This window comes from Coleofasciculus sp., from assembly GCF_046539235.1.
Taxonomy (GTDB): domain Bacteria; phylum Cyanobacteriota; class Cyanobacteriia; order Cyanobacteriales; family Coleofasciculaceae; genus Coleofasciculus.
In genome coordinates this window covers 1-15,522 of the sequence record NZ_JBKHHI010000129.1, presented here as the reverse complement: position 1 = coordinate 15,522, position 15,522 = coordinate 1, and the positions used below count along the sequence as shown (strand labels likewise).

11 protein-coding genes and 4 pseudogenes are annotated in these 15,522 nt (G+C 45.7%); 9 read left to right on the top strand and 6 right to left on the bottom strand.

The annotated features are described in order from the left end of the window. Positions 1-356, top strand: a pseudogene (locus ACLFWI_RS13685) (phosphorylase); the annotation flags it as partial. A gap of 51 nt (positions 357-407) precedes the next feature. On the opposite strand, the gene ACLFWI_RS13680 reads toward ACLFWI_RS13685, so the two are convergent. After that, positions 408-1,688 (bottom strand): M16 family metallopeptidase, encoded by a 1,281-nt coding sequence (locus tag ACLFWI_RS13680; RefSeq protein WP_446413377.1) that lies wholly within the window; start codon positions 1,686-1,688, stop codon positions 408-410. A 131-nt stretch (positions 1,689-1,819) separates the two neighbouring features. Beyond that, positions 1,820-3,118 (bottom strand): M16 family metallopeptidase, encoded by a 1,299-nt coding sequence (locus ACLFWI_RS13675; protein WP_446413376.1) that lies wholly within the window; start codon positions 3,116-3,118, stop codon positions 1,820-1,822. 203 nt (positions 3,119-3,321) lie between these two features. Here ACLFWI_RS13675 and ACLFWI_RS13670 point away from each other — a divergent pair. After that, positions 3,322-3,564 (top strand): annotated as a pseudogene (locus ACLFWI_RS13670) (exonuclease domain-containing protein); the annotation flags it as partial. Between the two features lie 430 nt (positions 3,565-3,994). Here the strand turns inward: ACLFWI_RS13670 and ACLFWI_RS13665 are convergent. From ACLFWI_RS13665 to ACLFWI_RS13650, 4 genes are all read right to left on the bottom strand, one after another. Continuing rightward, positions 3,995-6,124 (bottom strand): putative bifunctional diguanylate cyclase/phosphodiesterase, encoded by a 2,130-nt coding sequence (locus tag ACLFWI_RS13665; protein ID WP_446413375.1) that lies wholly within the window; start codon positions 6,122-6,124, stop codon positions 3,995-3,997. Between the two features lie 118 nt (positions 6,125-6,242). Then, positions 6,243-6,791: an NYN domain-containing protein gene (locus tag ACLFWI_RS13660; RefSeq protein WP_446410035.1), complete on the bottom strand. Its 549-nt coding sequence runs from the start codon at positions 6,789-6,791 to the stop codon at positions 6,243-6,245. A gap of 59 nt (positions 6,792-6,850) precedes the next feature. Further along, a complete protein-coding gene (locus ACLFWI_RS13655) occupies positions 6,851-7,528 on the bottom strand; it encodes an energy-coupling factor ABC transporter ATP-binding protein (RefSeq protein WP_446413374.1) in 678 nt (225 codons plus the stop codon). A gap of 19 nt (positions 7,529-7,547) precedes the next feature. Further along, positions 7,548-7,823, bottom strand: coding sequence for a hypothetical protein (locus tag ACLFWI_RS13650; protein WP_446410037.1), 276 nt, complete (start codon positions 7,821-7,823; stop codon positions 7,548-7,550). A 310-nt stretch (positions 7,824-8,133) separates the two neighbouring features. Here ACLFWI_RS13650 and psbD point away from each other — a divergent pair, with 310 nt between their 5' ends. From psbD to ACLFWI_RS13615, 7 genes and pseudogenes are all read left to right on the top strand, one after another. Further along, positions 8,134-9,192, top strand: a complete 1,059-nt coding sequence (gene psbD / locus ACLFWI_RS13645; RefSeq protein WP_446412102.1) for a photosystem II D2 protein (photosystem q(a) protein) — start codon at positions 8,134-8,136, stop codon at positions 9,190-9,192. Positions 9,193-9,808: 616 nt separating this feature from the next. Beyond that, entirely contained in the window at positions 9,809-10,093 is a 285-nt protein-coding gene (locus ACLFWI_RS13640; RefSeq protein WP_446410038.1) for a 4a-hydroxytetrahydrobiopterin dehydratase, read from the top strand. Between the two features lie 256 nt (positions 10,094-10,349). Further along, positions 10,350-12,185, top strand: coding sequence for an iron uptake porin (locus tag ACLFWI_RS13635; protein WP_446413373.1), 1,836 nt, complete (start codon positions 10,350-10,352; stop codon positions 12,183-12,185). Positions 12,186-12,333: 148 nt separating this feature from the next. After that, positions 12,334-13,189, top strand: a pseudogene (locus ACLFWI_RS13630) (zinc ribbon domain-containing protein). 9 nt (positions 13,190-13,198) lie between these two features. Then, positions 13,199-13,402, top strand: a pseudogene (locus ACLFWI_RS13625) (RrF2 family transcriptional regulator); the annotation flags it as partial. A gap of 185 nt (positions 13,403-13,587) precedes the next feature. Continuing rightward, positions 13,588-14,460: a 6-pyruvoyl trahydropterin synthase family protein gene (locus ACLFWI_RS13620; protein ID WP_446413372.1), complete on the top strand. Its 873-nt coding sequence runs from the start codon at positions 13,588-13,590 to the stop codon at positions 14,458-14,460. Positions 14,461-14,874: 414 nt separating this feature from the next. Further along, positions 14,875-15,390, top strand: a complete 516-nt coding sequence (locus tag ACLFWI_RS13615) for a CAAD domain-containing protein (protein ID WP_006099737.1) — start codon at positions 14,875-14,877, stop codon at positions 15,388-15,390. Positions 15,391-15,522 lie beyond the last annotated feature (132 nt).

Genomic DNA, 15,522 nt, shown 5'->3' with positions numbered 1-15,522 from the left:
ATTTCCAGGGTTCCATTGGTACAATACCCAGCTTTCCCTTTGTTCATGCCCTAACTCGATTCGATCCCAGTTGGATAGACTCCCCAGACATTGCCCCTGAAGCCATTCTAGACGCTTATCACAAGCTTTTAGATGCCGTAGGTATGCCACACGAGGGCATCAAACAATCCGCCCCCTACAACCTGCTAGCCACAAGAGAATGGATGCTGATTGTGCCGCGAAAGCAAGAAGAGTTTGAATCCATCTCCGTCAATTCACTTGGCTTTGCGGGGGCGCTGCTGGTTCGCAATTCCCAGCAAATGCAGAGTCTCAAAGACGTAGGTCCGGTGACTATCCTTAAACATGTGTCAAATTAATAGTACAGATCCCCGACTTCTTCGAGAAGTCAGGGATCTCAATATCAGATCTCAAACAATCTGCTTAATCGCTTCAGTCGGACCGACTAAAGAAATATAAGGTTCCCCAAAGAAACGCTGTGCCGCCACTTGTGCCATCTCTGGCGTGACTTGGGCAATCTGCTGCTGAAACTTCAGATCAAACTCAATTCCCAATCCTAGGGTTTCATACCAGCCATAAATTTGGGCAAGTTGAGCATTAGTTTGTTTCCCTAAAGCATATTGACCTAGAAGTTTATTTTTAGCCGCTTGCAATTCTGCTTCACTCAACCTCAAGCTGCAAAGGCGTTCTACTTCTGTCCGCAATCCCTCCATCGCGATTACTGTATTTTCTGGGGCGGTTCCCATATACACGACAAATAGGGAGTCACATTGGCGCGTGGGATAAAACGCGGAAACATCGTAGGCTAACCCTCGCTTTTCCCGCAATTCCACAAATAAGCGACTAGAAAGCCCATTCCCCAGATAGGTATTCAGTAGTTTTAGCGCCCCATAATCCGGATCAGTAACTGATGAGGCTAAATACCCCAGCATTACCACCGATTGTTGGGTTTCCTGGGGGGTGACAACGTGGCAAGGTTGAGGAGTAATTAAGGGTAACGTCAGCTTTGGTAAAGGCGTTGAGGGCGGTTGCCAATCTCCAAAGACTTGTTCAATCTGCTGTACGGCGGCTTCCGGTGAAATTCGACCGGCGACACTAATCACTAGGTTATCCGGGCGGAAATACGTTTGATGATAGTCTTTTAAATCTGTCGGTAACAATTCAGAAACCGTGGCTTCTGTACCCAATACAGAGACAGCATAGGGGTGATCCTGATATAATGCCTGTCGCAACTGCTCAAAAGCAACGCTAAACGGTTGTTCTTTTTGGGAACGAATATCCTGAATCGTTAGATAGCGTTCCAATTCTACCTCAGTTTCCGGGAAACTTGGCGATCGCAAAATCTGCCCCGCTAGCTTTAACATATCCAGCCAGTCGGAAGATACCGTTTTCAGCGATAATAAAAAGTAATCCGTTGCGGCATCTGTATTCAGTTGAGCGCCGACTGATTCGACTCGTTCGGCGATTTCAATTGAGGTCAGTTCTTTGGTTCCTTTGGTCAAAACAGCCGCTAGGAGATGGGTTAATCCCGCCTTATCTCGTGGTTCTCTTTGGCTACCCGTGCGAAAAAATAGGCGAGAGGCAATAATATCAGCGGCTGAATTCTCGATAGCGATAACGACAATGCCATTATCTAAAACCGTGCGATGGATAATGGACTGTTGGGGTGAGGCAGTTAGACTAGAAGGCATAATTGATAATTCAAAGTTCAAAATTTGGTCGGGGTGGGTTTAGTTGCATCTGGGTAAGGATAAGAAACGATAGTCGTCAAACCCGCCCCTACAGACGCACCATGTAGAGACGTTGCATGCAACGTCTCTACTCAAAATAATTCTCCCATCAGCAAATCTTCACTCACGGGTTTGAGAACAGTTACGGCATAGTGATAAGGAGAAAGATAACGCTGCGCTAAGTGCATCAAGTCTACTGGGGTCAGTCTTTGAATTTGCACGGGATAGGTTACGGCTAATTCTGCGGTCGCGATCGTGTGGTAATATCCATACAATCCAGCTATTTGACCCGCGGCTTCGGTAGAAAAAACATAATCATTACACAATAATCGCTGACAGCGACGGATTTCTGCACAGGATATCGGTGTATGCTGTAGGTCTAATAGATGCTGGCAAATCAAGGCTTCGACTTGTTCTAAATGCTCAGGATCAAGATAGGCGTTGATGGTAAACAAGCTAGAATCCCGCTGGAGTGAAAAACCACTGCCAATATTTTGAACCAGTCGTTCTTCTTCCCGCAATTGTCTTACTAACCGGGATGAGCGTCCATCGGCTAATAATACCGAAAGTAAATCTAAACCATAAGCATCTTTTAACTGATCCACACCCGGTCCAACCCAAGCCATAAATAGACGGGCTTGTTCCATTCGTGGTAAATACAATTCCTGACGCCGAATCTCAGTCGTCGGGGGTTCGGCTTCAGCTACTAATCGGGGACAATCGCTAGGAGTCGGAAAGGCGGTAAAAGACTGATTAACTAGATTTAGCGCTGATTCTTGTTCTACCCCGCCAATAATCACCACCGTCATATTCTCCGGTTGGTAGTGACTCCCATGGAAACGTCGCATCTGCTCAGACTTGTGCGCCCTCAATTGTTCTTCGCTACCCAAAACCGAGCGCCTATAGGGGTGATACTGGTATATTATTTCTGAGAGTGCCTGAAATCCTAACCAGTCGGGATTGTCGTAACAGGAGCGAATTTCTTCTAGAACAACATCTCGTTCGCGATCAAATTCGACCTCAGGAATCGCTGGAGATAAAAGTAAGTCCGCTAATGGGGGTAAGGTTTCGTCGAGGTATTGTGCGGCGGTGGTAATAAAGAAATGGGCATAATCGTGGCTAGTCGCCGCATTTGTCAGCCCTCCATGACGTTCAATCACCTGATCAAATGCACCGGGAACCAGTCGCTGTGTCCCTTTGAAAATCATGTGTTCCAAAAAATGAGCCATCCCGCACCATTCATCGGGTTCGACAATTGCTCCAGCCCTCACCCAGACATCAACCACAACGACAGGTGTTGCAGGTAAATGCTGGTGAATGACGGTTAACCCATTGGCGAGTTTGAATATATCACCCGGAAATTTGGTAGAAATCAGTGGCTCAGATAGCAATTTCTCTAATCTCAAATTTCAGTTACATTAAATTAGTCCCATCTTAGCGCTTGAGGGCGTTGATGACGGAATTAGGTTCAAACATACATAATAGAGCAAAGTAAGTGAGGTTGTCGGGGCGGGTTTGACTGATAACGCTTTGGAGACAACCTCTAACTTTACTCAACCCGCCCTGGTTAGGGAATCTGAGCAGCAGCAGAACCATGTCTAGAAAAATTGACCAAATTCTGGTTATTGATGTCGAAGCGACGTGCTGGCAAGGAAAACCTCCACCGGGACAAGAAAGCGAAATTATCGAAATTGGCGTTTGTCTGCTGGATCGTGTTTCCCATTCTGCGGTTAAGACAGAGAGTATGTTGGTTAAACCGGAACGCTCAACGGTGAGTGAATTTTGTACTGAACTGACTACATTAACCCAGGAACAAGTGGATCAAGGAATGTCCTTTGCTGTGGAATCAGGATAGGAGATTCAACCGCTTTTTAGATTAAGCGAATAGGGCTGGCTGAACAATTACTGTGGTGAGGATAGGGAACGGGGAACAGGGAATAGAGAATAGGAAACGGTTGTAATGCGTTTAGCGAAGCCATGCCGCAGGCTTTGCGTCTCGCTCGCTATTTTGTCGGGAGCATCCCATTGGGGAAACACCATTCGCAAAAGTAACGCTATTTCAAGGGTTTAAAATTGGGATGCTCCCATTTTGTATAGGTTTTTATCTATCCTCTTAAAAAACACTTGCTGACACCAGAGATTGAGTAAAGGGCGACCCGATCAAATTGAGTGGATGCAGTTGTTGATTTGTGCAAGCGGGTCGCCCCTACACAAAGACAAAATCAGGTGTATGTCAATGTTTTTAATTGTAAAATCTATTCCACAGTTTACCATTGAGGAATTCCGCATAATAAAAGTCCGGCGGCACAGTTAGTTAACGGTTTGGAAAATAAATACCCTTGTCCTTGCTCGCAGTTTAGTCGTTTCAATTCAGTCAATTGTTCGAGAGTTTCTACACCTTCAGCAATCACATCCATTCTTAAAATATGAGCGAGAGTAATAATAGTTCTGATAATTTCAGTATTACGATTTTTGGGATTCATCTGGCTAACAAAAGAACGGTCGATTTTAAGAGTATTCACGGGAAAGCGATGTAAGTAACTTAAGGACGAATATCCTGTGCCAAAGTCATCCACTGACAACTGGATATTTCTGGCTCTCAATTGCAGCAGCATCTTGGTGACTGTTTCAGCATTTTCCATTAAGATACTTTCAGTAATTTCTAGCTTCAAAAAACTGCCATCTAAACCTGTCTCTGCTAAAATATGATCGATTTGCTCAATTAAATCCGGATCTTTAATCTGTTTGCCCGATAAATTGACACTCATTTTCAAGGGTTCTGGTGTAGGAAATTGGGTTTGCCACATCCGCAGTTGACGACAAGCTTCATAGAGTACCCACTCTCCCAGAGGAATAATCAGTCCAGTGTCTTCAGCGACTGGGATAAACTCTATCGGTAAGACTAAACCTCGTTCTGGATGTCGCCAACGCACCAGTGCCTCAAATCCGGTCAGCGTACCTGTTGCTAATAAGGTAATCGGTTGATAATAGACTTCAAATTCCTGCCTTTCCAATGCTCGTCGCAAGTCATTCTCCAATGTCAATAATTGTAGGGCGCGAGCATGCATAATTTTATCAAAGATTTCATGACGGGCTTTACCTAATTCTTTCGCCCGATACATGGCAATATCAGCATCCCGCAAGATATCTTCGCTGCGCTCATATCCTGTGGAACTGAGGGCAATGCCAATACTAGCACTCGTAAACACTTCATGATTGTTCAGGTTTAAGGGGGATTTTAAGATTACCTGAATCCGCTCAGCTACACGAGTGGCATCTTTAATATCTTTGATATCTTCTAGGAGGATCGTAAACTTATCTCCACTTAAATGAGCAACGGTATCAGTATTTCGTAAACATTTTTCTAGCTGGCGGGCGGTGGCAATTAGGAGTTGGTCGCCGACATCATGTCCCAAGCTATCATTCACTACTTTAAATCGATCCAAATCCAGGAATAGAACCGCAAATAAATAATCCTGATTTCGTTTGGCTAATTTAATGGCATGATCAACACGCTCCATAAATAGAGTACGATTCGGTAACTTGGTTAAGTTATCATGTAAAGCATCATGGCATAACTGTTCTTCTACTGTTTTGCGGGGAGTAATATCACTAATCGAGAAAACAAAATGGGTAATAATTCCGTCGGCATCTTTTAAGGGAGCGCCATTAATGGAAAGGTATTTACGTGTACCATCCGCCCATTCAATCGCGTGCTGGACATCGAAAACGGGTTGACCTGTTGCCATAACCTGTCGGAATGGCAGTTGTTCCTCTGGAAAAGGTCCGCCTTGAAAATCAGTAATCTTCCAAGTGGGAGAGTTGTATGGGCGTTCTACTACTTCGGATTGAGTCAAACCGAGGACTTGCTGCGATCGCGCGTTGGCAAAGATAATGTTACCTTGAGTATCAACAACTGTAATCGCGGCGACACTGGTTTGCATGATGCCCTGGAGTAGGTCGTTTTCGGGGCAGAGTTGGGCTTCGATTTGTTTACGTTTGCTGATATCGGTGGCAATCCCATCAATCCGAATCACAGTACCTGTCTCATCCGCGATCGCACAGACGCGATTGTGTATCCAGCGCACTTCTCCATTGGGTCGGACAATTCTGTATTCTAAGGCTTGATTACCGCTTTCTCCTAAACTCTGAAACACCTGCTCAACTCGCTGACGATCATCGGGATGAATCATCAACTGCCATAGAGTTGCCTGATCATACAGTTCACAAATGGTTCTGCCCAAAATAGTCTCGGCAGCTTGATTAATATACAGTAGCTTATAAGTTTGGGCTGACGCTGACCAAACGATGTCGTCTAAAGAATTGAGAATAGCCGGGATTAGCTGGTGTCTTTGTGGCGACTTGGGTTCTATCCGATTATCTTGAGTAATGTTCATACCTAATTGTTTGTGCCAATGAGTTCTATCGGCGTCCCAAACAACCTCTTTCGAGACAGCCTCTAAATAACTATATTGAATTCATTAATGATTAAACAGGGAGCGACTTATCCCGGTATCAGCGAATACCTTGACGCCATTGAGATAACCGTTGCTGTGCCAACTCGTCAAGAGAATGAACTAAAAAACGACCGCGAGATTGTTTGGGCGATCGTTGTTGGCGGCGTACTCCACGACTTGTGCAATGGACGTCGCTAATTAACTGTTGCGAGGACATCCATTCTGCTCCATACCCGGTCACTGTTAGCCGTTGCGCCCGATCTGAAGTCGCCACAATTAATCGTTGTCTGAATGGCTTAGGCTTACTCCGAAAAGCCGCACAAAATTTTTCGATGTAGCTATCGGCGGTCTGCCCAAAATCCGTATAACAGATTGATACATGGGGGGTTAAATCTTCGTGGCGAGTCCCGGTCTTTTGGTAGTGAGCATCAAAGACGACTTGAGTTTTATAGCCGCGAAAGGCGCTATAGTTAATTAAAACCTCAACTAATTCTTGCCGTGCTGCCAATAGTCCATGGCGATCGCGTGTCTTAGTCAAACTCGACTCGGTGCCGATGATGTTATAACCATCAACCAGTAAAACAACCTGGGGTGGAGGAGAGGGCATCTTTCAAGGCTAATTTAATATTTTTTGTTAATTTTTCTCAATCTCCTCTTTATATTAATTTATGATGACATTTTTGTCTCACCTAGAAGCCGTTGCTTGAGTCGCTCCGGTTCTCCCTGTGCTACCACCCGACCATTTTCCAGCAAAAATGCGCCGTCGCAGTAATTCAACTCTTCCAACCGATGAGTCACCCAAAGGGCGGTTAACCCACGACTTTTGACCAAGCGCTGGACTTGAGCCACTAGATCTAACTGAGTATCGGGATCTAGCAAGGCTGTTGGCTCATCCAATAAAAGGATCTCTGACTGACGCGCGATCGCACCCGCAATAGCAATACGCTGCTTTTGTCCCCCACTGAGAGCGTAAATCGGGCGTCGTTGTAAATCCAGCAGATTGACCGCGGCTAAGGCTTCGGTGACTCGGGCGCGAACTTGTGCGATGGAAAGCTTCTCCTCCACCAGTCCAAACGCCACATCTGCACCTACAGTCGGCATAACTAGCTGATGGTCAGGGTTTTGGAAGACGAATCCGATTAATCCTTCAATCTGTATCTCACCCGAATCAGGTGACAATAATCCAGCCAGCAACCGCAGCAACGTCGATTTACCACTGCCATTCGTCCCCAAGAGCATCCAAAACTCACCCTTGGGAACTTCTAGCGAGCAAGCGTCTAAAACCGATGCTCCACTAGACCAACTGAAGCATAGATCCTGTACCGTAATTGCGGTTTGAACCATGACGTTGGCGATGTGTTAACTACTGTTGTTCTTCCGCTAAGGCAAAGAAACCGGGTGTACGCCCTGCGCCCACAGCACCGGATTTCTGGGAAATCATCACCGCACTAATCTCTTGGGTGAGAACGCCGATTTTCTTATCGGACTGGTGTTCACAGGTTAGTTCTATGAACTCGGGTTTACCCGAACTCATGGCTTGCATAATTTCCTGGTAAGTTTCTTCCGCCGCTTCTGCTGACTTCCGTTGCACGGATAAGGGGAAGGGTGTGTTTTTCAAAGTTAAGTCGATCGTGAACATGCTACTCTCAAGCGCGATACTCTCCCTCTTATCTTAGACGGGAGTTGGCACAGATGAGGGAGATGGGGAAGATGGGGAAGATGAGGGAGATGGGGGAGATTGGGAATGACGAATGACAAATGACAAATGACGAATGACGAATAACAGTGGCAAAATTTGAAAATTTCTTTTAATATAAGTTCAAGACCGTAAAGAAAAGTAAACTTTACTCACAATCGGGTCATTTATCTGCTTAGGCACAGCCTGAGTCAGTAGACCCAGTGAGAGATCTTTTCTTTCGTACTTATAAATTCTTGGAGATCTACACGTTATGACAATAGCTGTCGGACGCGCTCCCAGCCAAAGAGGATGGTTTGACGCACTCGATGACTGGCTCAAGCGCGATCGCTTTGTATTCATCGGTTGGTCAGGTCTACTCCTGTTCCCCTGCGCCTACTTGGCGGTTGGAGCTTGGTTGACCGGTACAACTTTTGTGACATCTTGGTATACCCACGGTTTAGCATCTTCCTACTTGGAAGGCTGTAACTTCCTGACTGTGGCGGTTTCCACCCCCGCTGACACCTTCGGTCATTCCCTACTACTACTGTGGGGACCTGAAGCCCAAGGCGACTTCACCCGTTGGTGTCAAATCGGTGGACTCTGGACATTTACCGCTCTGCACGGTGCCTTTGGCTTAATTGGCTTCATGCTGCGGCAATTTGAAATTTCCCGCGTAGTGGGCATTCGACCCTACAACGCCATTGCCTTTAGTGGACCGATCGCGGTATTTGTCAGCGTATTCTTGATCTATCCCTTGGGGCAATCCTCTTGGTTCTTTGCTCCGAGCTTCGGCGTCGCCGGAATCTTCCGCTTCTTGCTGTTCTTCCAAGGGTTCCACAACTGGACACTTAACCCCTTCCACATGATGGGAGTGGCAGGTATCTTAGGTGGAGCGCTGCTGTGTGCCATTCACGGTGCAACGGTAGAAAACACCTTGTTTGAAGACGGTGAAGGGTCAAACACCTTCCGGGCGTTTAACCCCACCCAAGCCGAAGAAACCTACTCCATGGTGACGGCAAACCGTTTCTGGTCTCAGATTTTCGGGATTGCTTTTTCCAACAAGCGCTGGCTGCACTTCTTCATGCTGTTTGTCCCCGTGACAGGCTTGTGGATGAGTTCAGTGGGTGTGATTGGCTTAGCGGTAAACCTGCGGGCGTATGACTTCGTGTCCCAGGAAATCCGGGCAGCAGAAGACCCCGAATTCGAGACATTCTACACCAAGAACATTCTGCTCAACGAAGGAGTCCGGGCTTGGCTGGCTCCTCAAGATCAACCCCACCAGAAGTTTGTATTCCCTGAGGAAGTTCTACCTCGCGGTAACGCACTCTAATAAGTTGGGTTTAGTCATCAACTTTGCTCCCCTGCCTTCGGGTAGGGGATTTTTTTCTGTTCATGGTTCATGGTTCATGGTTCAGAACTCAAAACTTGGTCAGGGCGGGTTTAAGTAGTCGGACAAAAGAAAACGGCACGCTCACGCCTGTTTTGTAAACAAGCCTCAAACCATTACACTTACATACAAATGACGAATGACAAATGACGAATGACGAATGACGAAAAACTTTCCTGGCTCTCCCTTGCCAAATCTAAATGGTGTGTTATTCTAATTAAAGGTGAATAAACACCAAATAACTAACGGATTAAAAAACCGTACAGGGATTAAGGAGGTGATGCCCATGAGCGATAGTAGTAAAATTATGGGTCATCTGATTGGAGTTAGCCGGCTGTGCGCCGGGGCTGTTCTCTAACAGTTAGCTCAGTTCTCTTCGGAGAACTCATATATTGAGAAACTGGGCTGGTTAAGGAGTTCCTTCCGGCAGTCTGGTTTCAATCAGAAGACCCGCTAGACCGCTCTCACTATAAGTGCTATAGATTTTATCTAGGTACTTCCCGTGAGAGCGGATAGTTTTTTGGGAATTTTTTTAAAGGTTGAAGGTGGGAGAAAAGGTATGGCTGAGTTACTCAGTGACGCAGAAATTCAAGAAAAAGTAAAGTCATTAGCAGGCTGGACTGTTGAAGGGAAAGAGTTACAAACAACTTGCCAATTCAAAGATTTTGTCGAAGCGATCGCGTTTGTCAATAAGATTGTTGAACCAGCAGAAGCGGCTGGACATCATCCCGATTTAGCGATTTCGTATAACAAGGTGACGATTAGTCTCACTACCCATGATGCTGGGGGTTTGACGGCTAAAGATTTTGAGATGGCTCAAACGCTGTCCAAGTTAAGCCCATAGCCGTGAAACGCTGATGTGTCAAGGGCTTGAGTACCAGTTAAAAAAGCTTGACATCTAGGACTGTTTGTGTAATACAAGCAGTCATTTTAGATATATAATTGGTACTATTAGCCAAAAGTTTACTGACTGGCAGATGGACAAGAGTTCCAAGATGAACCTGAAAATTAAGCGAAAAAATACCATCTGCCAAATAGACGATGTACCATAGGGCGAGAAGGGCAATCAAATTCTTTCTGTAAAGGTGTGAGGACAGAAGATGTCGAAATTACTGTGGAAGTCTCTACTTATTAGCCCAGCGGTATTAGGTGTAACCTTGGTTGCATCTACGGTGGGAGTACGTGCAGCCGATAGCGCCAATCTGCCTATCGCTGACAATCAAACAGCAACGCCAGAAGTTCAGTTTGATGGTGTTGCTGATATTAAGGTTTCAGAGGAAATTGCGGTCAATCCGGAACAGTTAAATCCAGCCAGTCTGGAGGTGAAGCCAGAGGTAAAACCGTCCTTGGCTCAAGCGGTTCCGGCGGCACCCAATGAGGCTGAGATTTTAAATCAAATCAATGACTATAGCAGCGAAGGCGGAAACTCCAGCGGACAAGTAACCAGTGTGGGTCAGCTACGCGATGTTTCTCCGGGAGACTGGGCGTTTGAAGCACTACGTAGCCTAGTCGAACGCTACGGCTGTATTGCCGGGTATCCAGATGGTACATTTCGTGGCAATCGGGCGCTAACTCGTTACGAATTTGCTGCTGGTTTGAATGCTTGTTTGAATCAAATTGAGCGTTTGATTGGTACGGGTGGTTTTGATGAGACTGAGTTAGTAACCCTGCGGCGGCTGATTCAGGAATTTGAAGCGGAACTGGCGACGCTAGGGGCGCGAGTCGATAACCTAGAAGGTCGTGTAGCGTTCTTGGAAGATAATCAATTCTCCACAACGACGAAGTTAAGGGGTGAAGTGATTTTTGCCCTCACCGACGAGTTTAATTCTGACTTTGACAACAATACTGTCTTCCAAGACCGGGTTCGTCTAGAACTTAATACGAGCTTCACCGGTCAGGATCGCTTGGTGACTCGTCTAGCCGCCGGAAATGCAGAGCTACTGAATACTGGTGCAGGTTTTGAAGCGACTCAGACCTTTAATATTGGGGACACGGATAATGATGTCGTTGTAGACTGGCTAGCGTACTATTTCAACTTTGGTAGCTCAAAAGTTTACGTTGCCGCCGCTGGTGGGATTCATAGTGACTATGCTCCTACCCTTAATCCTTTCTTTGAGGACTTTGATGGTGGTAATGGTGCGCTGTCTGCCTTTGCGTCCGAAAGTCCTATCTATCGCATCGGTGGTGGCGCAGGTGCGGCGATTAGCCTAGGGGCTGGTCCGCTAGAGAGGGTTTTGGGACCAAGTACGTTGACTCTGGGTTACTTAGCAGGTCCAGGTGCAGAAAATCCAAATGATGACTTGGGTCTATTCAACGGTGAATATGCGGCACTAGCCCAGTTAAATTTCAACCTTGGTGATCGGATTGGTATTGGTGCGACTTACGTCCACGGTTACCATAACGCTGGTAGCGCCATCTTTGATATTGGTGGTGGTGGTGCAGACGAGTTTCCCAACTTTGGTGAGGGTATTGTTGGTACTTCACTGGCTAATAATCCAGGTTCCTTTGTGGGGAACACCGACGACCGAGTTCCTACTGTAACTAACAGTTACGGGATACAAGCAGCATTCCGCTTGAGTGAAACAATTTCAATTAGTGGCTATGGTGCTTATACAGATACAATCCTAATCGGTCGAGGCGGTAGCGAAATCTGGACTTATGGTGCTGGCGTAGCCTTGGCTGACCTGGGTAAGGAAGGTAACGTTTTGGGAATTTTCGGCGGTGTACAACCCTACGCTGGAAGTATTGATACTCCAAGTGGGGATTTCCAACGAGAGGATGACGAGTTACCCTGGCACGTTGAAGCCTTCTACAAGTACCAACTCACAGATAATATCTCGGTTACTCCAGGTGTCATTTGGTTAAGGAATCCAAACCAGATTGATGATAACGATGATGCAGTGATTGGTACACTCAGAACTACGTTTACGTTCTAAGTCAATTCCGTGAACAGCAAAATTAGCCTGAAAATTCATTAATTATATGACCCCGCCATTGAGCGGGGTTTTTCAACTTGCCCAATCTAAACCAACAAACCCCACCGGAAAACCGGAGTATAATCATAGTAGTGAATTTTAATTGTGCATGAAACAAGTTCTGACGCTAGTTGTGCAAGTGAAAGTTGATATCAAACAGCAGCAATTGTTAGTTGATACAGCGAGAATTTTTGCGTCAGCTTGTAATTGGATTAATCAAAATGTCAAGCCAAATTTTACCAATAGAAACTCAATTCAAGCCTGCTGCTACAAAGACGTAAAAGACCAGTTTAGATTAACCGCTAATCATGTAGTTAGAGCTTGTGCCAGAGTAGCAGCTAATCGTCTAACCGCCAAGCAAAAAGGAAAAAAGGTTAAATATATTAAACCAACCAGTTTTGATTGTGATGCTAGAACGTTTCGCTTTATTGAGGAAGATTGGACGGTTAGCATTAGCACCACGGGCAAAAGATTAACTGCGCCAATTAGAGCTAGTAATTATCATCGAGGCAAACTGAAAGGGCAAAAGCCGACAATCTATCATAACTGAAGCCAAAACAACTCAATCCTTCGTAAGCCTTGAAGATTTAACGGGAATTCGAGAACGAACCAACCAAAAACCAAGAAATAAAACCGAGCGCCGACGCTCTAATTCTTGGGCTTTCTACCAACTAAGGACTTTCCTTGAATACAAGGGAATCAAAGAAGGAGTTGAGGTATTAGCCGTTAATCCAGCTTATACCAGTCAAACCTGTCATTGCTGTCTGCATATAGGACTAAGAAGCAATAAGTCTTTTCAATGCAGCAATAGCCGATGTGGATGGATTGGCGATGCAGATGATAATGGCTCAAAAATGATTGCTTTAGTGGGGTTGAGTGTAAACCAGCCCAGAGGCTCAGAATTGTTGGCTTGTCCGATCAGTTCTAGGGCTACCGAAAGCCCCCGCATTCTATGCGGGGGGTAGTTTACGGGTCATTACAATGAGGGAGAACCCTTACAAATCAGGCAGATTGCCAAGCAACAAAATATTCCCGATCGCTATTTAGAGCAACTTCTGGCAACCTTGAGACGCGGTAATTTAGTCCGTAGCCAACGGGGGTCTAAAGGCGGCTATATTCTGGCGCGGGAACCCTGGACAATTACTCTATTGGATGTGATTAACTGCCTAGATGGTTCAACCGCACTTAAGCATCTAAATTATTAATTCCCTGTTCCCTATTCCCTGTTACACACCGAGCGTGTTACTGAGCGAAGCCGAAGTAAGCCGAGGTGTTCCCTGTTCCCTGACCAATGACCAATATTCGTTTATCCTAGAAATAAGGTTAATTTACAGAATTTTACAGATTCTTGCTAAAAAAACGCATGAAATGCATCATTAACCGCCGCGCTCAGTTTTCTGCCAGTCATCGCTATTGGTTACCTGAACTGAGTGAAGCTCAAAACAAGCAGAAATTCGGTCGAGGTGCCCAGTTTCCCGGTCATGGACATAATTATGTCCTATTTGTTTCCCTTGAAGGTGACCTAGACGAATACGGTATGGTGCAAAACCTATCCCAGGTCAAAAAAGTGATCCAGCAAGAGGTCACCAGCCAATTGGACTATGCCTATCTGAATCATACTTGGCTAGACTTCCAGGAAACCCTACCCACCACCGAAAACATTGCGCGTGTTATCTGGCAAAAGCTAGCACCTTATTTGCCGCTTGTCAAGATCCAGCTATTTGAACATCCAGAACTTTGGGCTGATTATTTAGGAAACGGAATGGAAGCATATCTCACCGTATCGACTCACTTTAGCGCCGCTCATCGGCTAGCTCATCCCCAACTCAGTTATGACCAAAACTGTGAAATCTACGGCAAATGCGCTCGTCCCAATGGTCATGGACATAATTATCATTTAGAGGTAAGCGTAAAAGGGGAAATTGACCCACGTACTGGGATGATTGTCGATTTGGGAGCCTTGCAAAAGGTAATCGATGATTATGTCGTCGAACCCTTTGACCATACCTTCCTGAACAAAGACATCCCTTACTTTGACCAGGTTGTGCCGACGGCAGAAAATATTGCCATCTATATTCGGCAATTGCTCCAGTCACCGATCCAAAAATTAGGAGCGAAACTGCATAAAGTTAAACTGATTGAAAGTCCCAATAACTCCTGTGAAGTCTATTGTACAGGTGAAACATCATCGGTAGAACCGGACGCGATCGCATCTCCTGTTCTAACATTTATTTAGGCAGGAGTATCATATCTATTCTATGATGATGTTGGTCTATTAGTCAGCGATCAAACCCCTGCCCCTCCCTTCCATAGTCGTTAAGAGTATAGATCCCCGGCTTTTTAGAGAAGTCGGGGATCTGGGTGCTGTTTGGCTTCCGGATGCTTCTTTCCCACTCACGTAACGAGTGAATAGAAGAGGGGAACATTGACATTCTCCCACCGTTAAATCAAAAATTGTCGCGGGATCATTCTCGCTGATTGAGGTAAATGAGCCAGGTATGGCAGAGTTTGAGTATCAGTTTTTTGCTTCCACCGAAGTCATGAGAAAAACTTTTGGTAAGATAGGCGAAAGCTTAATATTCTGCCTATTATACCCATCCTGCTCAGACAAACGATAAAATGTCCTACTTGAGGTCACAGTAGAGGAACTATGGAACCGAATCCACAAAAATCTGAATATACTGAGGGTAATCCCCCAGAGGTCAAAACGGCTCAAGCCGACGCTACAAAAAGCCCAGAGTCTAAAGTAGATGTCAATGTTGACCAACCTGGGACAGTTGCCCAACTCCCGCCTAATAATCAAGCCAAGCTTCCCGCTGCGGGTCAAACCACGGATCAAGCTTGGCAGGAATGGGTACAGCCTGTGTTTGACTTCCTGTCCAAACTGCCGGCGATAATCAGTGCATTTTATTACGAATACCAACAAGCCATCATTTTGATTGGTTTAGTGATAGCCGGCTTTATCACCGTGTATGTTACCCTAGCTGTACTGGATGCCATTAACGACATTCCTTTATTAGCCCCAATTTTTGAACTGGTTGGGATTGGTTACACAATCTGGTTTATTGCCCGTTATCTTTGGAAAGCTGAAAGTCGCCAAGAATTGGCTCAAGAGTTTGATTCTCTTAAAGGGCAATTGCTTGGCAAAGACTCGACTCAGAGTTAAGTTAATCTCTATCCCTACCTGAATCTCGGATTTGGGTGGGGATAATTCTAAAAAACCAGTCCTGGGACTTATGAATAAGGGCGGGTTTTGTTGTTCCGTTATTGGTGAGGAGGGCGGGTTTTGTTGTTCCGT